General features: G+C 70.4%; 17 protein-coding genes. 5 read left to right on the top strand and 12 right to left on the bottom strand.

From position 1 onward, the window contains the following. Window positions 1-6: 6 nt before the first annotated feature. The 6 genes from ACTWQE_RS08240 to ACTWQE_RS08215 all read right to left on the bottom strand — a co-directional run bounded on the left by ACTWQE_RS08240 (window position 7) and on the right by ACTWQE_RS08215 (window position 5,637). Window positions 7-924, bottom strand: a complete 918-nt coding sequence (locus tag ACTWQE_RS08240) for an ABC transporter ATP-binding protein (protein WP_443328164.1) — start codon at window positions 922-924, stop codon at window positions 7-9. Between the two features lie 76 nt (window positions 925-1,000). Continuing rightward, on the bottom strand, window positions 1,001-1,921 hold the full coding sequence (locus ACTWQE_RS08235; protein WP_443328163.1) for an ABC transporter permease: 921 nt from the start codon (window positions 1,919-1,921) through the stop codon (window positions 1,001-1,003). Continuing rightward, the gene (locus ACTWQE_RS08230) at window positions 1,911-2,933 is read right to left on the bottom strand and encodes an ABC transporter ATP-binding protein (RefSeq protein ID WP_443328162.1); all 1,023 of its coding nucleotides are present in this window, start codon (window positions 2,931-2,933) and stop codon (window positions 1,911-1,913) included. Before ACTWQE_RS08230 ends, ACTWQE_RS08235 begins: the two co-directional genes overlap by 11 nt. A gap of 154 nt (window positions 2,934-3,087) precedes the next feature. Then, window positions 3,088-3,672, bottom strand: coding sequence for a PspA-associated protein PspAB (pspAB, locus tag ACTWQE_RS08225; RefSeq protein ID WP_443328161.1), 585 nt, complete (start codon window positions 3,670-3,672; stop codon window positions 3,088-3,090). Window positions 3,673-3,694: 22 nt separating this feature from the next. Continuing rightward, the gene (htpX, locus tag ACTWQE_RS08220) at window positions 3,695-4,609 is read right to left on the bottom strand and encodes a zinc metalloprotease HtpX (protein WP_443328160.1); all 915 of its coding nucleotides are present in this window, start codon (window positions 4,607-4,609) and stop codon (window positions 3,695-3,697) included. 110 nt (window positions 4,610-4,719) lie between these two features. Beyond that, window positions 4,720-5,637: an LLM class flavin-dependent oxidoreductase gene (locus ACTWQE_RS08215; RefSeq protein WP_443328159.1), complete on the bottom strand. Its 918-nt coding sequence runs from the start codon at window positions 5,635-5,637 to the stop codon at window positions 4,720-4,722. Between the two features lie 162 nt (window positions 5,638-5,799). Here ACTWQE_RS08215 and ACTWQE_RS08210 point away from each other — a divergent pair, with 162 nt between their 5' ends. Continuing rightward, window positions 5,800-6,657 (top strand): Cof-type HAD-IIB family hydrolase, encoded by an 858-nt coding sequence (locus tag ACTWQE_RS08210; protein ID WP_443328214.1) that lies wholly within the window; start codon window positions 5,800-5,802, stop codon window positions 6,655-6,657. A 116-nt stretch (window positions 6,658-6,773) separates the two neighbouring features. Here ACTWQE_RS08210 and ACTWQE_RS08205 read toward each other — a convergent pair whose 3' ends face one another. The 5 genes from ACTWQE_RS08205 to hisC all read right to left on the bottom strand — a co-directional run bounded on the left by ACTWQE_RS08205 (window position 6,774) and on the right by hisC (window position 16,314). Further along, the gene (locus ACTWQE_RS08205; RefSeq protein ID WP_443328158.1) at window positions 6,774-8,690 is read right to left on the bottom strand and encodes a sensor histidine kinase; all 1,917 of its coding nucleotides are present in this window, start codon (window positions 8,688-8,690) and stop codon (window positions 6,774-6,776) included. A 10-nt stretch (window positions 8,691-8,700) separates the two neighbouring features. Then, window positions 8,701-12,366 (bottom strand): thiol reductant ABC exporter subunit CydD, encoded by a 3,666-nt coding sequence (cydD, locus tag ACTWQE_RS08200; protein ID WP_443328157.1) that lies wholly within the window; start codon window positions 12,364-12,366, stop codon window positions 8,701-8,703. A 19-nt stretch (window positions 12,367-12,385) separates the two neighbouring features. After that, entirely contained in the window at window positions 12,386-13,387 is a 1,002-nt protein-coding gene (cydB, locus tag ACTWQE_RS08195) for a cytochrome d ubiquinol oxidase subunit II (protein WP_443328156.1), read from the bottom strand. A gap of 18 nt (window positions 13,388-13,405) precedes the next feature. Further along, on the bottom strand, window positions 13,406-14,914 hold the full coding sequence (locus tag ACTWQE_RS08190; RefSeq protein WP_443328155.1) for a cytochrome ubiquinol oxidase subunit I: 1,509 nt from the start codon (window positions 14,912-14,914) through the stop codon (window positions 13,406-13,408). A gap of 320 nt (window positions 14,915-15,234) precedes the next feature. Further along, complete coding sequence (gene hisC, locus ACTWQE_RS08185) at window positions 15,235-16,314, bottom strand: histidinol-phosphate transaminase (protein WP_443328154.1); 1,080 nt, start codon at window positions 16,312-16,314, stop codon at window positions 15,235-15,237. A 389-nt stretch (window positions 16,315-16,703) separates the two neighbouring features. On the opposite strand from hisC, the gene ACTWQE_RS08180 reads away from it, so the two are divergent. The 4 genes from ACTWQE_RS08180 (at window position 16,704) to ACTWQE_RS08165 (ending at window position 21,139) form a co-directional block, all read left to right on the top strand. Continuing rightward, window positions 16,704-17,804 carry a LacI family DNA-binding transcriptional regulator gene (locus ACTWQE_RS08180; protein ID WP_443328153.1) on the top strand — a complete coding sequence of 367 codons (1,101 nt, stop codon included), beginning with the start codon at window positions 16,704-16,706 and terminating at the stop codon, window positions 17,802-17,804. 265 nt (window positions 17,805-18,069) lie between these two features. Then, window positions 18,070-19,176 (top strand): metallophosphoesterase, encoded by a 1,107-nt coding sequence (locus ACTWQE_RS08175; RefSeq protein ID WP_443328152.1) that lies wholly within the window; start codon window positions 18,070-18,072, stop codon window positions 19,174-19,176. A 179-nt stretch (window positions 19,177-19,355) separates the two neighbouring features. After that, complete coding sequence (locus ACTWQE_RS08170; RefSeq protein ID WP_443328151.1) at window positions 19,356-20,240, top strand: hypothetical protein; 885 nt, start codon at window positions 19,356-19,358, stop codon at window positions 20,238-20,240. 266 nt (window positions 20,241-20,506) lie between these two features. Next, a complete protein-coding gene (locus tag ACTWQE_RS08165) occupies window positions 20,507-21,139 on the top strand; it encodes a hypothetical protein (RefSeq protein ID WP_443328150.1) in 633 nt (210 codons plus the stop codon). A 519-nt stretch (window positions 21,140-21,658) separates the two neighbouring features. Here the strand turns inward: ACTWQE_RS08165 and thiC are convergent. Beyond that, window positions 21,659-23,434: a phosphomethylpyrimidine synthase ThiC gene (gene thiC, locus ACTWQE_RS08160; protein ID WP_443328149.1), complete on the bottom strand. Its 1,776-nt coding sequence runs from the start codon at window positions 23,432-23,434 to the stop codon at window positions 21,659-21,661. Window positions 23,435-23,702 lie beyond the last annotated feature (268 nt).

The following is a 23,702-nucleotide window of genomic DNA, read 5'->3' as shown; positions in this document are numbered from 1 at the left end:
GCTCCTTCAGGCCGCGACCAGGTAGGAGAAGACGCTCTCCAGGGACTCGTCGGAGGGCGAGACCGTGAGGAGCCGGATGCCGTGCTCGCGGGCGACCCGCGGCAGCAGTTCGGTGAAGCGCGGGAAGTCGACGGCCTGTACGCGCAGGGCCTTCTCGGCGACGTCGACCTCGATGCCCGCCGTCGACGGGTCGGCGATCAGCGCGGCCGCGAGGGCGCGGTCGTCGCTGGACCGTACGAGATAGCGGTGCGGCCGGTCCGTCATCAGCCGGCGGATCCTGCGGAAGTCGCCGGAGGCCGCGTGCCGCCCGGCCACGACCACCTCGATATGGCTGGCGAGCTGCTCGACCTCCTCCAGGATGTGCGAGGAGAACAGGACCGTACGGCCCTCCTCGCCCATCTGCCGCAGCAACTCCATCAGTTGCATCCGCTGCCGCGGGTCCATGCCGTTGAACGGCTCGTCGAGCAACAGCACCGACGGCTCGTGGACGAGCGCGGATGCCATCTTCACGCGCTGCCGCATGCCCTTGCTGTACGTCGAGATCTTGCGCTTGCGCGCGTACTCCATCTCGACCGTGGCGAGCGCCGCGCGGGCCGCGGCACCGGGGTTCGGCAGACCGTGCAGCTCGGCGTTGGCGAGGACGAACTCCTGGCCGGTGAGGAAGTCGTACATCGCCTCCCGTTCGGGCACGATGCCGATCCGCCGGTACACCTGCTCGTTGCGCCAGACCGCCGCGCCGTCGAGGGTCACGGAGCCGGTCGAGGGGGCGAGGAAGCCGCCCATCATATTGATGAGGGTGGACTTTCCCGCGCCGTTGGGGCCGAGCAGCCCGGTCACTCCGGGGCCGATCGACATCGTGATGTCGTTCACCGCCACGACGTTTCCGAACCAGCGGGAGGTGTGGTCGATGTGAAGCGTGGTCATGAGCGCGGCCCGTTCCTGAGGAGGGTGGTGGTGGGTCCGGGGTCCCTCCCGGCGTTGGCCGGTGGAAGGTGAGTGGTCACAGCCCGACCTTTCGGTAGCGGCGCATCAGCAGGGCGTAGGAGCCGGCGATCAGGCCGAGGACGACGGCCGTATAGACCACTCCGGCGAGGACACTCGGCGGGCCGTAGCCGCCGGGGAAGGCCGATGCGGCGCCGAGGAACGTCGTCTGTACGCCATCGATGAGCGTGATCGGCGAGAAGAGGCCGAGCCAGCCGACCGCGTCGAAGCTGCCCTGCCCGTAGGCGATGGCCTGGACGGTGGTCACCGCGGCGTACGGAATGGTCAGCACAGCGATCACCGCGGCGACGCCGAAGCCCCGGCGCGGGGTGAGCGCGGCGACGACCAGACCGATGCCGGCGAAGAGAAGCGACAGCAGAGCCACGGACACCAGCCCCTGCCCGAAACCCTTCGTCTGGTCCGCGACATCCAGTTCGGCGAGCAGCGCCCCCACATACAGGACGAGGAGCGGTGCCGCGGTCAGGATGAACAGTGCGGAGGCCATGGCCGCGAACTTCGCGACCACATAGTCGACGCGCTCGATCGGGCGGGAGAAGTAGAGCGGCACGCTCTTGAAGCGCAGGTCCCGGGAGACCGACTGCGGAGCCTGCGAGGCGAGATAGAGGCCGATCACCGCCTGGAGATAGAGCGCGTAGCGGGTGTAGTCGACCAGCGGCTCCTTGGCCTTGGTGAAGATGGTGACCGCGACGACGATGAGGGCCGGCAGGCACATCACGGCGAACAGCAGCATCGGGAGCACCTTGGACTTCGCGGAGCGGCCGAGACCGTACGCACCGCGCAGGCTCTGCGCGAAGAGCGAGCGGCGGGCGTACGACCGGCCCAGGCGCGGGCCGTCGTAGGAGCGGTAGCCGATGTTGTGGATACGGGTCGGGTCCGCCGTCTGCGCGGGGACGGCGAGGGCGGTGGTCTCAGGCTCCATCACGGCCTCCTCCGTTGTCCTCTTCCGAACGGAAGACCTCGGCGATCCGGTGGCGGCGCTGCTCCAAGCGCACCAGTCCGAGGCCGAGTTCGGCGACAGTGTCGCGGACGGTGTCGTAGGTGGATTCGTCGTCGACGTCCAGCAGCAGGACGTGCCCCGCGCCGGGCGCCCGGCCGCCCGCGTGCGCCTCGATGCCCGCGGCGGCGAGGGCGCCGCGCAGGACGCCGGTCCCGTCCGGATGGCGTTCGGTGTCGGTGACCTCGACCGCGACGGTCGCCGTGGTCCGGGTGAAGTCGCTGGTCGAGCTGGACCGGAGCAGTGTGCCGCCGTCGATGACGACGACATGGTCGCAGGTGCGCTCCAGTTCACCGAGCAGATGGGAGGTGACCAGGACCGAGATGCCGAAGTCGGTATGGATGCGCCGGATCAGGCCCAGCATCTCGTCCCGGCCGACCGGGTCGAGGCCGTTCGTCGGCTCGTCGAGAAGGACCAGCCGCGGGTCGTGGACCAGCGCCTGGGCGAGCTTGACCCGCTGCTTCATCCCGGTCGAGTAGCCGCCGATGGGCCGGTAGCGCTCCTCGTACAGGCCGACATGGCGCAGTGTGTCGGCGGTGCGCTCGCGTGCGGCGGCCGGCGGGAGCCCGGAGATACGCGCCATATGGACGACGAACTCGGTGGCTGAGACGTCCGGGGGCAGACAGTCGTGCTCGGGCATATAGCCGACCTGTTCGCGGATGGCGCCGCCCTGGGTGGCGACGTCCAGTCCGAGCACGGCGGCGCGTCCCTCGGTGGCGGGGGACAGCCCGAGCAGGATCTTGATCAGAGTGGACTTGCCGGCTCCGTTGGCACCCACCAGGCCGGTCACTCCCTGCGTGATGTCCATGGAGAGCCGGTCGAGCGCGGTCACCTTGGGGAACCGCTTGCTGAGGCTTTCGGTCGCGATCACAGTCACGTCGTCGACGGTAGTGGCGCGGCCCACACTTCTCGTCAGACCAGGAGGCTGGTTCGGCATACGTCTCGAGGCTGATGTCCCGTAGGGGGCCCCGCCCCCAGGTCGTTACCAGCGGTACCCACACCTCCGGCTTCCTGGAGCACACCACCGGCGATGTCTTCCGCCGGTGGACGTCCCGCCGTCGGACGGTCTCCCGTGATCACCGACCCGGCGGTCACAGACCCGGCGCACCCCACACCGGGAACCAGCGGGCCAGATCGGTCTCGGTCCTCAGATCGTCCGCGAGCAGCGCCCGCACCTGGAGTTCCAGGGCGTTGTCCCGTCTCTCACGAGCCCCCGGCAGAGGCGCGAACGGGTAGAACGTCCCGCGCTTGTAGAGGTAGACGAGCGCCAGGGAGCGGTGCTGTGCGTCGCGGAAGGCGATCAGTGAGCACAGCAGCTGTGGCCCGAAACCGGCGTCCTGGAGCAGGGTGTTGACGGCATGGAGATCGTTGACCAGTGCTGCCGGATCGTCGGCGGGATGGCGTACGAGAAGCCAGGTGTACCCGTAGGTGTCCTCGCTGAACTCGACCGGCACACCGCCCCGCCCGGTGTCGGCGTCGAGCAGATCCCGTACGTCCCGCTGGAGCTGGGCGAACGCTCCCCCTTCGACGGTGGCGAAGCAGACCGCCCCCAGTCCGGTCGGCGCGAAGTCGGCACCGGCCTGCAGGGTGACCGCGGCGGAGGGCACCGCGAAGAGCTGGTCGAGGTCGGGCGGGACCGGCTTGCTCCGGCCCAGGATGGTGTCGAGGAGACCCATGGCACGCACCTCGATTCGGTGATCACTGGTGGCTGAGCTGGGCCGAGATCCGCCCGAGCTGCTCCAGACGCTGCTCCAGCGTGGGGTGGGAGGAGAAGAGCCGGCCGAGGCTCGCCTTGGAGGAGAACGCCGGCGCGAACCAGAAGGCGTTGAAGGGCTCGGCCTTCCGCAGATCCCTGGTGGGGATCCGGGCCATCTCGCCGGTGACCTTGGTCAGGGCGGAGGCGAGGGCGGAGGGGCGGCCCGTGAGGAGAGCGGCCGCGCGGTCCGCGGTCAGCTCCCGGTAGCGGGCGAGCATCCGGGTGAGCAGGAAGCTGATGACGTAGACGACCGCGCTCACCAGGGGGATCAGGATGGCCACGATGGCGGCGTTCTGGTCACGGCTGTTGTCGACTCGGCCGAACCCGCCCCAGAGCGCGACCCGGGTGAGCATCCCCGCGAGGACGCCGAGGAACGAGGCGATCGTCATCACCGCCACATCGCGGTGGGCGACATGGGACAGCTCATGCGCGAGGACGCCCTCCAGCTCCTGGGGCTCCAGTCGGCGGAGCAGGCCGGTGGTGGCGCAGACCAGCGAGGAGCGCTGGTTACGGCCGGTGGCGAAGGCGTTCGGCACATCGCTGTGGGCGATGGCCACGCGCGGCTTCGGCATGTCGGCCAGGGCACAGAGCCGGTCGACCGCGCCGTGCAGTTCGGGTTCCTGCTCGGGGGTGACCTCGCGGGCGCCCATGCTGAAGGCCGCGATCCGGTCGCTGAACCAGAACTGCGCCACGAACAGGCCGCCCGCGATGATCAGGATGATGGGCCAGGCACCCCGGAGGAAGGTCAGCAGGACACCGACGAACACCACGTACAGCAACCCGATCAGGAACATCGTCGTCACCATGCGCGTGGTGAGTCCGCGGTCGGGGGGGAATCGGGTCCTGGTCCTGGGCATCAGCCACCTCCTGAGCGCGGCTGTCTTCTGCTGCTCCTTCCTCGATTCTCCCCCTTTTCCGCATATACACGGCGTAAAGGGACTGTGCGGCGCCTGGAGCAGATCTCTCCTCAGGAACGGGTCCCGTCGAGCTGTGCCGGGCCGTCCGTCGCGATGCGCTCGAAGACCTTCTGATCGGCGGCGAACATCGAATCCGGGATCGGCCAGTGCAGCACGATCTCGGTGAAGCCGAGTTCGGCATGGGCTCCGGCGAAGTCCACGAAGGCGTCGAATGAGTCCAGGGGACGGTCCGGCGTGAACCCGGTGAGCAGGCTCTTCTCCAGTCCGGACGGATCGCGGCCGATCTCGGCACACGCCTCGGACAGCTGCTCGACCTGGTCCCGGATGGCGGCCAGCGACTCCTTTGGGGTGCCCCCCTGGGAGACCCTGGGGTTGCCCGTGGTGACCCACCCCTGCCCGTGACGGGCGGCCAGCCGCAGCCCGCGGGGGCCGGTCGCGGCGACCGCGAAGGGCAGCCGGGGCCGCTGGACACACCCCGGTATGTTCCGGACCTCCTCAGCCGAGTAGAACTCGCCTTCGTACGAGACGACGTCCTCGCTGAGCAGTCGGTCCAGGAGCGGCACGAACTCCCCGAAGCGGTCGGCGCGCTCGCGCGGGGTCCATGCCTTCCGGCCGAGCGCTGTCGCGTCGAAGCCGTTGCCCCCGGCCCCGACGCCCAGGGTCACCCGGCCGCCGCTGATGTCGTCCAGGGACATGAGTTCCTTGGCGAGGGTGACGGGGTGGCGGAAGTTCGGGGAGGTGACCAGGGTGCCCAGGCGCATTCGCTCGGTGGCGGTGGCGGCGGCCGTCAGGGTCGGCAGCGCACCGAACCAGGGGCCGTCACGGAAGCTGCCGCGCCATGAGAGGTGGTCGTAGGTGAAGGCGGTCCGGAACCCCAGTTCCTCGGCCCGCCGCCACACCTCCCGGCCGCCCTCCTGCCAGCGGCGGACAGGAAGGATCACGGTGCTCAGTCGCAGAGAGGTTGCCATGGCCCGACCCTAAGCGGTCCCCGTGAGGCCCGGAACCGCTGTGGACAACCCCGGAAGACCACGTACGGCCTGTGCTCGCCTGTGCGCCCCATCACACGCCTGTGCACACAGATGCGGGAAGATGGATCTGTGACCTCAGCTACCGAGCGGCCCGAGCCGCAGATGCCGGAACTCCGCCCCTCGGCGCCCGCTCGGCGGCGCGTACGGCTGATCGCCACGGATCTCGACGGAACGTTGCTGCGCGACGACAAGTCCGTCTCGGACCGGACGGTCGCGGCGCTCGCCGCCGCCGAGCGGGCCGGAATCGAGGTCTTCTTCGTCACCGGCCGGCCCGCCCGCTGGATGGATGTCGTCAGCGACCACGTCCACGGCCACGGCCTCGCCATCTGCGCGAACGGCGCCGCCGTCGTCGATCTGCACCGGGACGGGCTGATCCTGGAGGTACGGCCGCTGGAGCGGTCCGACGCGCTCACCGTCGTGAAGGCCCTCCGGACCACCGCCCCCGGCACCTCGTTCGCGGTCGAGCTCACCAACGGCATCCACTACGAACCGGAGTACCCGCCCTTCCACCTCGACCCGGTGGCGACCGTCGCAGCCGCGGAGAAGCTGCTCGCCGAGGGATGGCATGGCGCGGACCAGCCCGTGCTCAAGCTGCTCGCCCACCACCCCCGGCTGGCCCCCGACGACTTCCTGGCCCTGGCCCGTACGGCCGCCGGCGAGCACGCGTCCCTCACCCGCTCCAGCCCCACCGCCCTGCTGGAGATCAGCGGTCGCGGCGTCAGCAAGGCCGCGACCCTCGCGCACTGCTGCGCCGAGCGGGGGATCGCGCCGGAGGAGGTCGTGGCCTTCGGCGACATGCCGAACGACGTGGAGATGCTGTCCTGGGCCGGGACCTCGTACGCGATGGCGAACGCCCATCCGGACGTGCTGGCCGCCACCTCCGCCCGTACGGTCGCGAACAACGAGGACGGTGTCGCGGTCGTCATCGAGGAGATCGTGGCCGCTCAGCCACCCGTCTGAACCCGTTTGTCCGAACGCCCGGGTGAACCGGGCGGTGTGGACCCGGGCGAGCCCGCGGCCCCGGCCCCGCGACTGCCCGGGGGTCCTCCGCCACCCACCCCTCGGATCCGCCCCCCTCAGAGCGGTGCTTCCCATACCACGCTCGTCCCACGGCCCTCCTCCCCGAGGCCCGGCCCGTACGTGCTCGAGCCGCCCAGCGACTCCGCCCGCTTCGCCAGGTTCCTCAGCCCGCTGCGGCGGCCGCCCGTGGGTATGCCGACCCCGTCGTCCGCGACGGTCAGCCGTACGCCCTCCTGCCCGTCGGGCAGCTTCGCCGTCGCGTCGACGACGACCTCGATACGGGAGGCACCGGCGTGGCGGAAGGTGTTCGACAGCGCCTCGCGGAGAGCGGCGATGAGATTCCTGCCGGTCAACTCGCCGACCCGGGCGTCCACCGCGCCGATGAAACGTGCCGACGGCCTGAATCCCAGCGGCACCGCCGCCATATTGACCTCCCGCTCGATCCGGGTGCGCAGACCCGACGGCGCCTCGACCGGACCCTGCTGCAGAGCGAAGATCGCCGTGCGGATCTCCTGGATGGTGACGTCCAGTTCGTCCACAGCCGTGCCGATCCCCGTCCGCAGCTCGGGGTCACCCGCCCTGCGCTGTGCGCTCTCCAGCATCATCCCGGTGGCGAACAGCCGCTGGATGACGAGATCGTGCAGATCACGGGCGATCCGGTCGCGGTCCTCGTAGACGGCCAGCCGCTCGCGATCGCGCTGTGCCTCGGCCAGGACGAGCGCCAGGGCTGCCTGCGACGCGAACTGGGTGGCCAGGGTGCGCTCGGTCTCGGTGAAGCTGCGGGCCCCGCGCAGCCGGGGCAGGGCGAGGGTGCCGAGCACCCGGCCGTTGCTGCTGAGCGGCAGCAGCATGTTCGGCCCGTAGGCCTGGGAGGCCGGTGTGACCATCCGGGGGTCGGTGGCGGAGTCGTCCACGAAAACGGGCTGACCCGCGATGAGTTGTTCGTACACCGGGCTGCTCGGCTCGATCACCATGCCGAGCCCCTCGAAGGGCTCGGGAAGGTCCGAGGAGACCTGCACGATCTCCAGACCGCCTTCCTCGTAGGGCAGCAGCACCACTCCGGCGGCGGCGTCGGCGAGCTTGCGGCCCTGCTCGGCGACGATGGCGAGGGCGTCGTCCGTGCGGGACTCGGTGCTCGACAGCAGGGCAGTGGTGAGGACGTTGGCCCCCTCGATCCAGCGCTGCCGCTGCTTGGTGGCCTCATGCAGCCGGGCGTTGCCGATCTGGATCCCGGCCTCGGTCGCCAGCACCTTCATCATGTGCAGGTCGTAGACGCTGAACTCGCCGCCGTCGCGCTTCTCGGCGAGATAGAGGTTCCCGAAGAGCTCGCCGCCCACCCGGATGGGGATGCCGAGGAAGTCCCCGAGGAGGGCGTTGTGCGGGGGATAGCCGGTGGTACGCGCGGGGGCGCCCAGGTCGGCCATCATCATCGGCGCCGGGTCCTCGATGAGCGTGCCGAGAATCCCCTTGTCGCCGTCGGGGAGACGGCGGATGCGCTCCCGCTCGGCGTCGGAGATGCCGTAGGTGACCAGGTCGGCGAGGCCGTCGCGCTCGTCGTTGATGACACCGATCGCGGCGTAGCGGACGTCGGTGAGACTCGCGGCGGTCTCGAGGATGCTGTCGAGCGTGCTGTGCAGTTGCAGTCCGGTGCCGACGGAAACCATGGCCTCCAGGAGCTGGGGAAGGCGGACAGCCAGTTCCTGGGGCAGTCCTTGGAGACTGCGGGCCGCTTCCTCCGCGACGGTCGAACCGGGGTCTCCCAGGCCGACGGTCGCTTCTGCCGGGGCCCCGTCCCCGCCGCCGGTGTCCACCGCTCCGCCGGTGTCCGCTGCTGCGGCCTGCACGGGTCCGGACTCCGCGGGCCCGGGACCGGCGGAATCCGCAGGTCCGGCCCCCCGGCCGCCGGGACCCGCGCCGCCCGGCTCCGGGCCGGGGAGGGGCGCAGGATCGACCGGTCCTGCCGTGGCTGACATGGTGCCGAGCCTAGTGAGTGGCTTTTGTCAGGGAAAGTGCACGGTGGTGAGCATCCGCGCTCTCCTCACGGTCCAGCATGCGCCGGAACGGACCGTCCTCGGCGGCCAGCTCCTCGTAGGTGCCGCGCTGCACGGCGCGGCCGCGGTCCAGCACGATCACCTCGTCGACCGCCTCCAGACCGGCCAACCGGTGGGTGATCAGAACGGTGGTCCGGCCCTCGGTGACGGCGAGCAGGTCGGCGGTCAGCGCGTCGGCGGTCGGCAGATCCAGATGTTCGGCCGGCTCGTCGAGGACCAGCACGGGGAAGTCGGCGAGAAGGGCACGGGCCAGGGCGAGCCGCTGGCGCTGCCCCCCGGACATCCGGGCCCCGTGCTCGCCGACGAGGGTGTCGAGGCCCACGGGGAGGCTCTCGACCCAGTCGAGCAGCCGGGCCCGTGCGAGGGCGGCGCGCAGGTCGTCGTCGCTCGCGGCGGGGCGGGCCAGACGGAGGTTCTCGCGCAGTGAGCTGTCGAAGACATGGGCGTCCTGGGCGCAGAGGCCGACCATCCGGCGTACGGCGTCCCCGTCGAGCGCGCAGGCCCGGGTCCCGCCGAGCGTGTACGTACCGGCGTCGGCGTCCAGAAAGCGGAGCAGCACCCGGGCGAGCGTGGTCTTGCCGGAACCGGAAGGCCCGACCACGACGATCCGGCGGCCCGGGACCAGGGTCAGATCGAGACCGTCGAGCGCGGGCGCCCGGCGGCCCGGATGGCGAACCGTCAGATTGCGTACGGTCAGGGGGAACGGGTAAGGGGGCGCCGGTGCGGGATGGGCGGGCTCCCGTACGGGCTCGGGTGCGTCCAGCACCTCCATGACGCGCTCGGCGGCGCGGTGGGTGCGCTGCCGGTACTGGACGGCGAGGGGCAGACCCGCGACCGCCTCGAACGCGGCGAGCGGGGTCAGGACCACGACGGCGAGCCAGACGCCCTCGAGACGGCCGTCCTGTACGGCCCGCGCCCCGGTCCACGCGGCCGCGGCCACGGTCAGGCCGCAGAACAACGCGGAGAGCCCGGCACCGGCCCCGGCCGCGGCGGCGGACCGGGCGGCGATCCTGGTCAGGGACCGGTCGGCGCGGCGCACACCGTCCGTACGGGCGTTCAGCGCTCCCGCGACGGTCAGCTCGGCCGTGCCGGTGAGGAGGTCGACAACACGGGTGGAGAGAGCGCCGCGGGCAGGGGCGAGCTGCCGCTCGGCGCGGCGGGAGAGCATGCCGGAGAGAACCGGCACCCCGACGCCCGCGGCGAGCAGGCCGGCGGCGAGGACGGCACCGGCCTCGGGGAGGAGCCACCCGGTGAAAACCACCGCACCGGTGCCCACGAACAGGGCCGCTCCGGCGGGAAGGAGCCAGCGGAGGAAGTAGTCCTGGAGGGAGTCGGCATCGGCGACGAGCCGGGAGAGAAGATCGCCGCGGCGGGTCTCCCCGAGGCCGGCGGGGGCCAGACGCTCCAGCCTGGCGTACACGGCGACCCGAAGGTCGGCGAGCATGCGGAAGACGGCGTCGTGGGCGACGATCCGCTCGGCGTAGCGGAAGACGGCACGTCCGATCCCGAACGCTCGGGTGGCCGTGACGGCGACCATCAGATACAGCACCGGGGGCTGTTCGGAGGCGCGCGAGATGAGCCAGCCGGATACGGCCATGAGACCGACGGCGCTGCCGAGCGCGAGGCTTCCGAGCAGCAGCGCGAGTACGAACCGACCGCGCCGCGCCTGCGCCATCCCTCGTATCCGGCGCAGGCCGCTCTCCGGACCGTCGGCCCGCTTCCGGCGGTCCGCCCCCCGGACCGGAGCGTCCTTTGCGGCCGGGAGCGCGGAGGCGGACAGCCGGTCTCCATCGCTGCGGTCGTCCGCTACGACACCGTCCCGCCCGCCGGGTTCCGCGGCCGCGCACACCCGGGCACCGTCGCCCACCGCGTACTCCGCCAGGGACCCGCCGTCCGGCATTCCCCCGGGGCCTGCGTCACGGGCCGGGCCTGGGGCGGCCGCGGCCTCCGATGAGGCGGGCAGCCCGGTCGGACCGATCACTCGGTCCGCCAGCGGCAGAAGGGCCGGCCGGTGGACCACCAGAAGGACCGTACGGCCCCGGGACAGACGGCGGACCGCCTCGACGACCGAGGCCTCCGTCTCACCGTCGAGGTTCGCCGTCGGCTCGTCCAGCAACAGCACAGGGCGGTCCGCCAGAAAGGCGCGCGCCAGAGCGATCCGCTGCCGCTGTCCGGCCGAGAGGCCCGAGCCGTCCTCGCCGAGGGCCGTGTCCGCGCCGTCCGGAAGGGCCGAGACGAAGTCCAGCGCGCCCGCGGCGCGCAGCGCGGACCGCACCGCTTCCTCATCCGCCTCCGGCCGCGCCAGCCGTACGTTCTCTGCGACGGTGCCCGCGAAGAGATACGGCCGCTGGGGCACCCAGGCGACCTGCTGCCACCAGCTCGCCCGCGAGATGTCCGCCAGGTCGGTGCCACCGACCAGCACACGCCCCGAGGAGGGCACGGAGAAGCCCAGCACCGCGTTCAGCAGAGTCGTCTTGCCCGCCCCGCTGGGGCCGACGACGGCCACGGTCTCACCCGGCGCGACCGTGAACGAGGTCTCGGGCAGCGAGGGGGCGGAGCGGCCCGGATGCCGTACGGACAGGGCCTCCACACGGAGCGCCGCGCCCCGCGCGTCGGGCGCGCTCCCGGAACCCTCCGCGCCCGGTGGGGTCTCCAGGACGGCGAAGACCTGGTCCGCCGCGGCCAGCCCCTCGGCGGCCGCGTGGTACTGCGCCCCCACCTGGCGCAGCGGTAGATACGCCTCCGGCGCGAGGATCAGCACCACCAGTCCGGTGGACAGATCGAGATCCCCGTGGACGAGCCGCATGCCGATGCCGACCGCGACCAGCGCCACCGACAGGGTGGAGAGCAGCTCCAGAGCGAAGGACGAGAGAAAGGCGATACGGAGGGTGCGCAGGGTCGCCCGCCGGTAGTCGTCCGTGATCGCGCGAATCGACTCGGCCTGGGCACGGGCACGACCGAACACCTTCAGGGTCGGCAGGCCGGCGACCACGTCGAGGAAGTGTCCGGACAGCCGGGACAGCAGGCGCCACTGACGGTCCATCCTGGCCTGGGTGGCCCAGCCGATCAGCACCATGAAAAGGGGAATGAGCGGCAGCGTGCCGACGATGACGGCCGCCGACACCCAGTCCTCCGTGACGATCCGGGCGAGCACGGCCACCGGCACCACGACCGCCAGCCCGAGCTGCGGCAGATAGCGGGCGAAGTAGTCGTCCAGCGCGTCGATACCCCGCGTGGCGACCGCGGTCAGCTCACCGGTCCGCTGTCCCCCGATCCACCCCGGCCCGAGCCGTACGGCGTGCTCCACCAGCCGGAGCCTCAGCTCGGACTTGACCGACGCGCTCGCCCGGTGCGCCGCCAGCTCCGTCAGCCAGGAGACCAGAGCGCGCCCCAGGGCGACCGCGGCGAGCAACAGCAAGGGGGTGGTCAGCTCACCGGCCGAGAGGTGGTGCCGGAAGGCACCGACCACCACCTCGGCGATGAGCAGCGCCTGGGCGATGACCAGCGCCGCCCCGGCGAGCCCCAGCACCACGGCCACGACGAGGAAGAACCGGGTGGCGCGGGCGTACCGGAGCAGACGCGGGTCCACTGGTTTCACGTGAAACGTCCTCGCCCGGTCAGTGCGTCTCGGCGATGTGCTGGGTGCCGATCCGCTTGCGGAACACCCAGTACGTCCACCCCTGGTACACCATCACCAAGGGGACCGCGATCACCGCGCACCACGTCATGATCCTGAGCGTGTACGGCGTCGACGAGGCGTTGCTGACCGTGAGGTTCCATGAGTCGTTCAGCGAGGACGGCATGACATCGGGGAAGAGGGCGAGGAAAAACATCGCCACGGTGGCCACGATCGCCAGCCCGGACAGCGCGAACGACCAGCCCTCACGCCCTGCCATGGTGCAGCCGACCGCCGCGACGAGCGCCACGGCCGCGATCAGCATCGCGATCAGGCTCGCGCCGCCGCCCGTGTCCAGCTGCGTCCATATGAGGAACCCCGCCGCGAGGACCACGGCCACCACACCCAGTCCGGTCGCCAGCCTGCGGGCCCGGATCCTGATGTCGCCCAGCGTCTTGAGCGCGGTGAACACCGCCCCGTGGAAGGTGAACAGAGAGAGCGTCACCAGTCCGCCCAGCAGCGCGTAGGGGTTCAACAGGTCGAAGAGGGTCCCGACATACTCCTTGTCGGCGTCGATCTTCACCCCGTGCACGATGTTGCCGAAGGCCACTCCCCACAGCAGGGCGGGCAGCAGCGAGGTCCAGAAGATCGCATGCTCCCAGTTCGTCTGCCAGCGCTCTCCGCTGCGCTTCGCACGGTATTCGAAGGCGACCCCGCGGACGATCAAGCAGACGAGGATCAGCAGAAGGGGGAGGTAGAAACCGGAGAACAGGGTGGCGTACCACTCGGGGAACGCCGCGAAGGTCGCCGCGCCCGCAGTGATCAGCCAGACCTCGTTGCCGTCCCAGACCGGGCCGATGGTGTTGATGAGCACCCGCCGCTCACGCCGGTCACGGGCCAGCAGCTTGGTGAGCACCCCGACCCCGAAGTCGAAGCCCTCGAGGAAGAAGTAGCCGGCCCAGAAGACGGCGATGATGACGAACCAGACGTCGTGGAGTTCCATGCTCGCTCCTCTCCGTTCCTAGTACGAGAAGGCCATGGGACGGTCGGCGTCCCGGTCGTCGCCCCCGACCCGGGTGGGCGGGTTGCGGTCGCTGTCCGTCAGCTCGGGCGGCCCCGCCTTGACGTATTTCACGAGGAGCCGGACCTCGACGACGGCCAGGAACGCGTAGAGGAGTGTGAAGACGGTCATCGAGGTGAGGACCTCGCCCTGAGACGTGCCGGGGGAGACGGCGTCGGCCGTACGCAGCACCCCGTAGACCGCCCAGGGCTGACGCCCCATTTCTGTGAAGATCCATCCCCAGGAGTTGGCGACCAGCGGGAAGGCGAGGGTGAGCAGAGCGATCCGCCAATACCACCCGGTGAGTTTCGGGCCGAGTTCCCTGTTCCTGGTGAGCGCCAGACGGGGCACGTCATCCTCGGACGTGCGCAGCTGCCGGGCTATCCAGATCTTCTTCCGGGTGAGCCAGAGGCCGACGGCCCCGATGGCGAAGGAGGCCATACCGAAGCCGATCATCCAGCGGAAACCCCAGTACGCGACGGGGATGTTGGGCCGGTAGTCCCCCGGCCCGTACGCCGCCTCCTCGGCCTTGTTGACGTCGTTGATACCGGGCACCGGGGAGGAGAAGTCGCCCTCGGCGAGGAAGGAGAGCAGCGTCGGCAGTTCGACGGCCACCTTGTTGTGGCCCTCGTCGACATCTCCGTACGCGAACACGGAGAAGGGCGCCGGCGCCTCGGTCTCCCAGAGCGCCTCGGCCGCGGCCATCTTCATGGGCTGCTGCTTGAACATCACCTTGGCCAGCTGGTCCCCGCTGACCGCGGTGAGCAGACCCGCGACGACCAGGGTGACCAGGCCCAGACGCAGGGAGGTGCGCATCACCGGGATGTGCTTCTTGCGGGCCAGGTGGTACGCGGCGATGCCGACGATGAAGGCCCCGCCGGTCAGGAAGGCGGCGGTGAGGGTGTGGAAGACGACGACCAGCGTGGTGTTCTGGCTGATCACCCGCCAGAAGTCGGTGAGCTCGGCACGGCCGGTGATCTGATTGATCCGGTAGCCGACCGGGTGTTGCATCCAGGAGTTGGCCGCCAGGATGAAGTAGGCCGAGCACATGGTGCCGAACGAGACGGTCCAGATGCAGGCACAGTGGATCTTCTTCGGGAGCTTGTCCCATCCGAAGATCCACAGCCCGATGAAGGTGGACTCGAAGAAGAACGCGATCAGCGACTCGAAGGCGAGCGGTGCCCCGAAGACATCGCCGACGAAGCGGGAGTAGTCCGACCAGTTCATACCGAACTGGAACTCCTGCACGATGCCGGTGACCACACCCATGGCGATATTGATCAGGAAGAGCTTCCCCCAGAACTTGGTGGCCCGGAGGTACTTGTCCTTGCCTGTCCGCACCCAGGCCGTCTCGAGGCCCGCCGTGAGGGCGGCCAGAGAGATCGTCAGGGGGACGAAGAGGAAGTGGTAGACGGTGGTGATGCCGAACTGCCAGCGCGCCAGAGTCTCCGGCGCCAGAGCCAGGTCCACGTCGTCTCTCCTTACTCGCCGTGGTCGCATGGGCAGCCTGTCCCTCTGAACCGCCCCATTCCGGGGCGATCGGGACGCGCTTGTGAACGCGTTCACATTCACAAGCAATTATGCCGCACAGGCTTTCGGGATCTTCGGGCGGGGGGTCCCGGAGGCACACCGAGCTCTGCCCAGGCAGAGCCGCCTCCGGCAGCTGGGCCTACGGGAGTGCCTGGTCCGGTCCGTCCGCCGCGCAGCGCTCGGACACCATCGAGCGCCAGCCGTCCACGGTCCGGTCATGCGGCGGGCGGCGCAACCGGCCCCCGCCGCCCGGCCCGGTCCTACATCTCCTTGCGGAACAACTCGGCAGCCCGCAGGAAGAGATCGTTCGCCTCGGTCTCGCCGATCGTGACCCGCACGCCCTCCCCCGGGAACGGCCGGACCACTACGCCGGCGTTCTCGCACACCGAGGCGAACCCGGCCGTCTGCTCCCCCAACCGCAGCCAGACGAAGTTCGCCTGCGACTCGGGAATCGTCCAGCCCTGCTCGGCCAGGGTCTCCGCCACCCGCTTGCGCTCACACACCAGTGAGCCCACCCGCCCCAGCAGCTCGTCCTCGCAGCGCAGGGAGGCGATGGCCGCGTCCTGCGCCAGCTGGCTCACGCCGAACGGCACCGCCGTCTTGCGGAGGGCTGCCGCCACCGGCTCATGGGCCACCGCGAACCCGACCCGCAGCCCCGCCAGGCCGTACGCCTTGGAGAAGGTGCGCAGCACGCAGAGGTTCGGCCGCCGCCGGTAGAGCTCGAGTCCGTCCGGCACCTCGGGGTCGCGGATGAACTCCTTGTATGCCTCGTCCAGGACGACCAGCACATCGGACGGTACCCGGTCGAGGAAGCGCTCCAGCTCGGCTCGGCGCACGGTCGTGCCGGTCGGGTTGTTGGGATTGCAGACGAAGATCAGCCGGGTCCGGTCGGTGATCGCGTCCGCCATTGCCTCCAGGTCGTGCACATCACCAGGGGTCAGCGGCACCTCCACGGGAGTCGCGCCGCTGATCCGGGTCACGATGGGGTACGCCTCGAAGGACCGCCAGCCGTAGATCACTTCGTCCCCGGGTCCGGAGGTCGACTGGACGAGCATCTGGGCGATGCCCACCGAACCGGTGCCCGTCGCCAGATGCCCGACCGGGACGTCGAAGCGCTCCGCCAGCTCGTTCATGAGCGCGGTGCACGCCAGATCCGGATAGCGGTTGAAGGATCCTGCCGCCGCGAGCGCGCTCTCCATCACACCCGGCAGGGGCGGGTAGGGGTTCTCGTTGGAGGACAGCTTGTACGCCACCGGGCCGCCCGCCGCGGCCGGCCGACCGGGCTTGTAGGTCGGGATGCCGTCCAGCGCCTCGCGCAGCTTCGGGATCTTCTCAGTCACCGCGGGTCCTCCTCGACCGTTGTGCTCAGCAGCAGCAATACTCCACACCCTATGAGGGCTGGGCTTCACGGTCCCCCTGCCGGACGTCCCGCCCCCAGGCACGGCAGCCGCGGTGCGGCGGCGCTCTGGGGGAGCGCTTCGTATCGTGGCGCGCGCCGGTGGCTCACCCCCTGGCGCGCGTCCCCCGTGAGGGTGACTTGAGAGCTCTTCGGGACACAGATGAATCGGCAGGCGAGGACCCCGCACTCCCGGCCGGATGTCCGCTGCTCACGACAACTGCCTTCACTTCCCAGTCAGTTGACCGCAGTCGCTCATGCAGAAACGTGCCTGCGACAGGCCGTCGGCGGACTCCCGCGAACGTACCACCCGAGCCCTACTATCGGCTCGCCATGACAGCAGCAGGGAAGCACCAGGTGAGCCGGTCGACCGGCCGCCGGCTGGGACGGGCGGGTATCCGGGACGTGGCCGCCGCCGCCGGTGTCTCGATCACGACTGTCTCCGACGCACTCAACGGCAAGGGACGGCTCCCGGACGCCACCCGCCGCCACGTCCGCGAGGTGGCCGACCGGCTGGGCTATCGCCCCTCCGCCGCCGCCCGCACCCTCCGTACCGGACGGTCCGGCCTCATCGGTCTGACCGTGACCACGTACGGGGATGAACCTTTCACCTTCACCGAGTTCGCCTACTTCGCCGAGATGGCCCGCGCCGCCACTTCCGCCGCCCTCGCACGCGGCTACGCGCTCGTCATCCTCCCCGCAACATCCCGCCACGACGTGTGGTCCAACGTCGCTCTCGACGGCACCGTCGTCATCGACCCCTCGGACCAGGACCCGATGGTCAGCGAGCTGGTCCGGCAGGGTCTCCCCGTCGTCTCGGACGGACGGCCCACCGGCTCGCTCCCCGTCACCGCCTGGGTCGACAACGACCACGAGGCAGCCGTCCTCGGCCTCCTCGACCATCTCGCCGACGCCGGAGCCCGGCGCATCGGCCTGCTCACCGGCACCACCACGGACACGTACACCCGGCTGTCCACGACCGCGTATCTCTCCTGGTGCGAGCGCGTGGGACAGGACCCGGTCTACGAGGAGTACCCCGCTCATGACCCCTGTGCGGGCGCCGTCGCCGCGGACCGGCTGCTCGCCCGGCCCGACCGGCCGGACGCCGTCTACGGGCTGTTCGACCCCAACGGCACGGACCTGCTCGCCGCGGCCCACCGCTACGGTCTGCGCGTACCCGATGATCTGCTGCTCGTCTGCTGCAGTGAGTCCACCGTGTACGCCGCAACCGACCCGCCCGTCACCACGCTCTCCCTCAAACCCCGCAGGATCGGCACCGCCGTCGTCCAACTGCTCATCGACGCCATCGAGGGCCTGGACGGCGAGCATCCGGTGGAGCAGGTCATACCGACCGAGCTCATCGTGCGGACTTCCTCGCAGCGCCGGCCACCGCGCACCACGGTCAGCGCACCGCGTCCGGCCCCGCGGACCTGACAGGCCGGCGCACCGAAGCAGACGCACGGGGGGCGACGCGCAGACCCGACCGCGGCCGCCGGGCTCCTCCAGACGCTCCCCGTGCAGGATGTACCAGGTGATTTCGGGATAAATACGCTGCGATCGACGCCGCGACCGCGATTCCCGGCCCCCTGGTGCGTCACAACCCGCGAGCAGCATTCCTATGATGGGCGCACGACACCGCGGACCGCCGCCGACCAGGCAGGTCCGACCGGTGCACGGCGGCGCGATGGTGGAGGGGTCGATGACTCAGGGGGCCGGTCAGGGACCCGCGGTACGGGCCGCGGCGGGAATGCCGCCCGCGCCCGCGCAGGGCGGGCAGTCCGTACCCCCGTATGCCCCGGTACGCGCGCACGCCCCCGTACCTGCGGACATGCCACCGGAGTACACACCGACCCGGCACGACCTGCCGGTGATCCACCGTGACGGCGTCACGGACCGGGCGACGATGGCCCTCACCCCGGTCACCCCGACCGACACCGTGGTGGACACGGTGCTCGATACCGAGGGCGCGGCAGCCTCGGCGGAAGGTCCCGGACCGCTCTTCGTCGTCGGCGATGTCCACGGCTACCTCGACGAGCTGCGCGAAGCCCTCGCCGCCCAGGGGCTGATCGACGACGAGGACCGCTGGGCCGCGGGCAACGCCCGGCTCTGGTTCCTCGGCGACTTCACCGATCGCGGCCCGGACGGCATCGGCGTCATCGACCTGGTCATGCGGCTCTCCGCCGAGGCCGCGGCCGCCGGCGGCTACTGCAAGGCCCTGATGGGCAACCACGAACTGCTGCTCATCGGCGCCAAACGGTTCGGGGACACACCCGTCACCTCCGGCGCCGGCACGGCCTCCTTCCAGGCGGCCTGGCTGCTCAACGGCGGCCAGCGCACCGACATGGAGCGGATGGAGGACCACCACCTGCAGTGGATGTCCCGGCTCGACGCGGTCGTGGAGGAGGACGGGCATCTGCTGGTGCACTCCGACACCACCGCCTACCTCGAGTACGGCGACTCGATCGAGGCCGTCAACGACACCGTCACCGAGATCCTCCAGCGCAGCGACGCCGACGAATGCTGGGAGCTCTTCCGCAAGTTCACCAAGCGCTTCGCCTTCCGCGACGAGTCCGGGCCGCAGGCGGTGCACGAACTGCTCGCGGCGTACGGCGGGCAGCGCATCGTCCACGGCCACAGCCCGATCCCGTATCTGCTCGGCGAGGTGGGTTCGGAGGACGGGGAAGACGGCGGAGCACCCGCCGTGGACTCGCCGCACATCTACGCCGACGGACTGGCGATCGCGATGGACGGTGGCGTCACCATGGCCGGAAAGCTTCTGGTCGTCCAACTCCCCCTGGCTGATTGACCGGTATCCGGGACGGCATGGGGGCATCCGCTGCGCTCAGGGAACGGCCATTTTCCGGAAACACCCTGTCACCACGTGCCGGAAGCGCTCTACCATCGGCTTATCCGTAGCAGGCTCTCCTCCGTTTCCGCCCAACTGCCCGGTGAGAGCCGGCACGCCGGCCTACGGAGCATCGGGGGATGCACATGAACAGCGCTCCGCATCTGCTTCCCGAGGACCGCCCGGAATTCGAGCGGATCCTCGGTGACGCGCTGCGCACGGCGAGTGAGCGTCAGAATCCGGCCGCCAACGGCCGACGGCTCAACACCGAGCAGCTGCGCACGATGGCGCTCGCTGCCGCGGCCGCGATCTCCGCGTGCGCGGCCGCCGAGTACCAGCACTACGTCAAGCTCCGGGACGAGCTACGCGAGCCGGTGACCGGCACCCGGCCCGAGCCCGGGGACGACGAGCAACGGGGAGGCGCCTCGGTCGGCCTGGCCACCGCCATGGGAGAGGCCGCCGACGCCTCCGGCGCGGGGCTGGTGGCCGTCGTCTCCGTCCTGGCGCCGGTCCTGGCGGGCACCGCCGCCGTGATCTTCCTGTTCATCGGCTATCTGCTGCACGCGGTCAGCGGGGACCGGGCGGTGGCCGACCCGCTGATCAACGCCGGCTGGGCCTTCGTGGCCCTGACCGCGGCAGGCATCGTCGTGGCCATGGCCGGACTGCTGATCACTGCGCTGCGCAACGGCTCGAGTTCCGTGCGGGCCCCGGTGGAGGACGAGCGGTCCACGGCGGTTGCCGAGGCCAGGGAAGATTGGCGGCAGGCGCTGCTGGAGCGCGGCATGCTCCCCTTCCTCCAGGAAGCTCTGACCGACCCGGCGGTCCCCCGGAACGCGGAGGGCGCCTACGGCGGGGACCCCGCACTGCCGTCCCGTACGCCGCATCTGGGCTACTCCCGCCCGGGCTTCAGCAGCCCGGCGACGGAGAGCGGCGCGGAGGAGAGCGCGGCCACCCGCCCGAGCTTCAAGAGCCCGGGCTACACGAGCCCCGACTATGGCGGCCCGGAGCACCAGCCCGACCAGTAGGGGCGATCCGGCACGTCGCGCCGCAGGCCGATGGTTGCCGGATGCGTCGGAGGAGACCCGGATGCTCCTTCGCACAGACGGCGTTGGAGCGTCATCCGTCACGGAACGGACGCCCTCAAAAGCTTCGTGACCTGCGAGGGAGCTCCATATGGGCGCTGTTCGACCCAAAGAAGGCGCGATGCGGTCACCAACACGACTGTTCGTGGCCAGATTCATATGACAGTCTCGTCTTCCGTCGCCCCTCCACGACCGAAGAGAACACCGCTGTGCTGTCTCTGCCTCTCGTCCTGGTCGCCCGCCTGCTGCCCGTCGCCGTGCTCGCCACCGCGGGCTGGGGTCTGACGGCCGGGTCCGAGCCCGAGGCCAACACCCCCACCTCCGCTGCCTCCCGCCCGTCGGTGAAGGCGGCGACCGCCCCGACGTACGCCAAGCCGCCCACGCCGTGCACGGCGGTCGGCACGGGGACGGTCGAGGAGCTCGTACCGGGCGCCAGAACAGCGGGAACGGAGCTCGAGGTCAGCGACACCGACCGCCGTACGGGCTGTTCGTGGAACGCGCTGCAGGGCTACGAGTACCGCTGGCTCGATGTGTCATTCGAGGTCTCCCCCGAGGCCGGCGAGACGGAGGCAGCTCACGCGTTCTACACCGCGCGCAAGCGCGGAACGGCCGTGTCCGGCCTGGGCGACGAGGCGTCCGCGGACACGGAGACCACCGAGGAGGACGGGCAGGAGACCCGTGGAGCGGTGGTGGTCGTACGTCAGGCGAACGCGGTGGTCACGGTGACGTACAACGGCAGCGACTTCGAAACCCGGAAAGGCGCGCCGGCGGCGGACATGCGCGACGGCGCGCTCAAGGTCGCCAAGGAGGCCCTCACGGCACTGGGCGACAAAAGCTCCTGAACAGACCTCGGCGCAGGACGGGCTGCAGGGCACAGGGCTCGCAGGTCCGGTGTACGCGCCGGGCAGCTGAACAGCCCATGTCACACCTATTGAGCGCTTCCCGCAGGCCGGGAGTGGCGACGAGATACGAGCTCGTCAACCTCCCAGGCCCCATCCGGCCCGTCAAACAATTGCACCGAACCGGAAGCGGAACCCTTCAAGCGGTGGGTGACCCATGTGGTCATGGCCGTCCAGCGGGAGGGCTCGTACTCGCTCGAGCAACGGAAACCGGTACACCATGTGGGCCGCCGCCGTCTCCATCTGGCGCGACGCGCCCGCGACCGGCGTAGCAGTCAGAGGTACAACCGGCCGCGACCGGCAGTAGCACCGCCTACGCGATGCCGAAGGACGTGGTCGAGGCGATCGTCCGGCTGGAAGAACGCAACCTCCGCCGGGACGAGGAGTTCGCCGCCTCGCAGCGGGGAGCAGGCCCGAAGTCGCGTGGCGAAGGTGCGGCTTCGGGCCCCGCTCATCCTCGTATCAATCCGCGATCGGGAGGTAGACCCGGTTGCCGCTCGCGGCGAACTCCTCGGACTTCTGGCGCATTCCGGCGTCGGCGTCCAGCTCCGGGTCTCCGCCGTGCTCACGCCGGATGTCCTGGGAGATCTTCATCGAGCAGAACTTGGGGCCGCACATGGAGCAGAAGTGGGCCGTCTTCGCCGGCTCCGCCGGGAGGGTCTCGTCGTGGAAGGCGCGCGCCGTGTCCGGGTCGAGGGCCAGGTTGAACTGGTCCTCCCAGCGGAACTCGAAGCGGGCGTCGGAGAGGGCGTCGTCCCACTCCTGTGCACCCGGGTGGCCCTTGGCGAGATCCGCCGCGTGGGCCGCGATCTTGTACGTGATGACACCGGTCTTCACATCGTCGCGGTCCGGCAGGCCCAGATGCTCCTTGGGTGTGACATAGCAGAGCATCGCCGTGCCCCACCAGGCGATCATCGCGGCGCCGATGCCGGACGTGATGTGGTCGTACGCCGGTGCCACATCCGTGGTCAGGGGGCCGAGGGTGTAGAAGGGCGCCTCTTCGCAGATCTCCTGCTGGAGGTCGACATTCTCCTTGATCTTGTGCATCGGGACATGGCCCGGCCCCTCGATCATCGTCTGGACGCCATGGGCCTTGGCCACGGTGTTGAGCTCGCCGAGCGTCCTGAGCTCCGCGAACTGCGCCTCGTCGTTGGCGTCCGCGATGGAGCCCGGGCGCAGGCCGTCGCCGAGGGAGAACGTGACGTCGTAGGTCGCCAGGATGTCGCAGAGCTCTTCGAAGTTCTCGTAGAGGAAGCTCTCCTTGTGGTGCGCAAGGCACCAGGCGGCCATGATCGAGCCGCCGCGCGAGACGATGCCCGTCTTGCGGCGGGCGGTGAGGGGAACGTAGCGCAGCAGGACTCCGGCGTGGACGGTCATGTAGTCGACGCCCTGCTCGGCCTGTTCGATGACGGTGTCCTTGTAGATGTCCCAGGTCAGTTCCTCGGCTCTGCCGTCGACCTTCTCCAGGGCCTGGTAGAGGGGGACAGTGCCGATGGGGACGGGGGAGTTGCGCAGCACCCACTCGCGCGTCGTGTGGATGTTACGGCCGGTGGAGAGGTCCATGACCGTGTCGGCACCCCAGCGCGTCGCCCAGGTCATCTTCTCCACCTCCTCCTCGATGGAGGAAGTGACCGCGGAATTGCCGATGTTGGCGTTGACCTTCACCAGGAACCGCTTGCCGATGATCATCGGCTCGATCTCCGGGTGGTTGACGTTGGCGGGGAGCACCGCGCGGCCCGCGGCGATCTCGTCACGGACGACCTCGGGCGAGACGTTTTCGCGGAGCGCCACGTACTCCATCTCCGCGGTGATCTCGCCGCGCCGGGCGTAGGCGAGCTGGGTGACCGCCGCGCCGTCCCGGCCTCGGCGGGGCTGCCGCGGCCGTCCCGGGAAGACGGCGTCGAGGTTCTTCAAGCCCCCGCGCGGAGCGGTGTGCTTGAGGCCGTCGTCCTCGGGGCGCAGCGGACGTCCCGCGTACGTCTCGGTGTCACCCCGGCCGATGATCCAGTTCTCGCGGAGCGGCTCGAGGCCGCGGCGCACGTCCGTGTCGACGGTGGGGTCGGTGTACGGGCCGGAGGTGTCGTACAGCGTGACATCGCGGCCGTTGGTGAGGTGCACCTGCCGCACCGGGACCCGGAGGTCGGGGCGCGAGCCGCTCAGATAGCCCTTGTGCCATCCGATCGTCTTCGCCTCGTCCGAAGAAGTCGAGGCAGGCGTGTGTGCATCCTGGATGGTCATGAGACCTACTCCCTACGCCGGCATTACCCGGTAACAGGTTCGGCGGTCGACGCAGCTCGGGGTCCGGGGGTCTCCCCGGTCCAGTCCAGTAGCGCCCTCTCAGCCCGGTGCTCCGAGCTCCCGCGTGTGCAAAGTGCCACCACCGTAACGGGTCGTTCGGGACGGTGGAAAGGGGGTGGCCCCCGGTGGGCAAAGCCGGGCAAAGGCGGTTCGGGCGGTGAGCCGGGTCGGCCGAACGGCCGAGCCGGGGTAGATCCGGCGCCGGCTC

The organism is Streptomyces sp. 8N706 (assembly GCF_052245415.1).
Classification (GTDB): Bacteria; Actinomycetota; Actinomycetes; order Streptomycetales; family Streptomycetaceae; genus Streptomyces.
The sequence above is the reverse complement of the archived record's forward strand: the minus strand, read 5'-3'. Positions and strand labels throughout refer to the sequence as shown.

Bases quoted from the DNA above. Each gene is read 5' to 3' on its own strand.
- ACTWQE_RS08240 (WP_443328164.1), bottom strand. From the start codon at position 924: ATGACCACGCTTCACATCGACCACACCTCCCGCTGGTTCGGAAACGTC.
- ACTWQE_RS08235 (WP_443328163.1), bottom strand. From the start codon at position 1,921: ATGGAGCCTGAGACCACCGCCCTCGCCGTCCCCGCGCAGACGGCGGAC.
- ACTWQE_RS08230 (WP_443328162.1), bottom strand. From the start codon at position 2,933: ATGCCGAACCAGCCTCCTGGTCTGACGAGAAGTGTGGGCCGCGCCACT.
- pspAB (WP_443328161.1), bottom strand. From the start codon at position 3,672: ATGGGTCTCCTCGACACCATCCTGGGCCGGAGCAAGCCGGTCCCGCCC.
- htpX (WP_443328160.1), bottom strand. From the start codon at position 4,609: ATGCCCAGGACCAGGACCCGATTCCCCCCCGACCGCGGACTCACCACG.
- ACTWQE_RS08215 (WP_443328159.1), bottom strand. From the start codon at position 5,637: ATGGCAACCTCTCTGCGACTGAGCACCGTGATCCTTCCTGTCCGCCGC.
- ACTWQE_RS08210 (WP_443328214.1), top strand. From the start codon at position 5,800: ATGCCGGAACTCCGCCCCTCGGCGCCCGCTCGGCGGCGCGTACGGCTG.
- ACTWQE_RS08205 (WP_443328158.1), bottom strand. From the start codon at position 8,690: ATGTCAGCCACGGCAGGACCGGTCGATCCTGCGCCCCTCCCCGGCCCG.
- cydB (WP_443328156.1), bottom strand. From the start codon at position 13,387: ATGGAACTCCACGACGTCTGGTTCGTCATCATCGCCGTCTTCTGGGCC.
- ACTWQE_RS08180 (WP_443328153.1), top strand. From the start codon at position 16,704: ATGACAGCAGCAGGGAAGCACCAGGTGAGCCGGTCGACCGGCCGCCGG.
- ACTWQE_RS08175 (WP_443328152.1), top strand. From the start codon at position 18,070: ATGACTCAGGGGGCCGGTCAGGGACCCGCGGTACGGGCCGCGGCGGGA.
- ACTWQE_RS08170 (WP_443328151.1), top strand. From the start codon at position 19,356: ATGCACATGAACAGCGCTCCGCATCTGCTTCCCGAGGACCGCCCGGAA.
- thiC (WP_443328149.1), bottom strand. From the start codon at position 23,434: ATGACCATCCAGGATGCACACACGCCTGCCTCGACTTCTTCGGACGAG.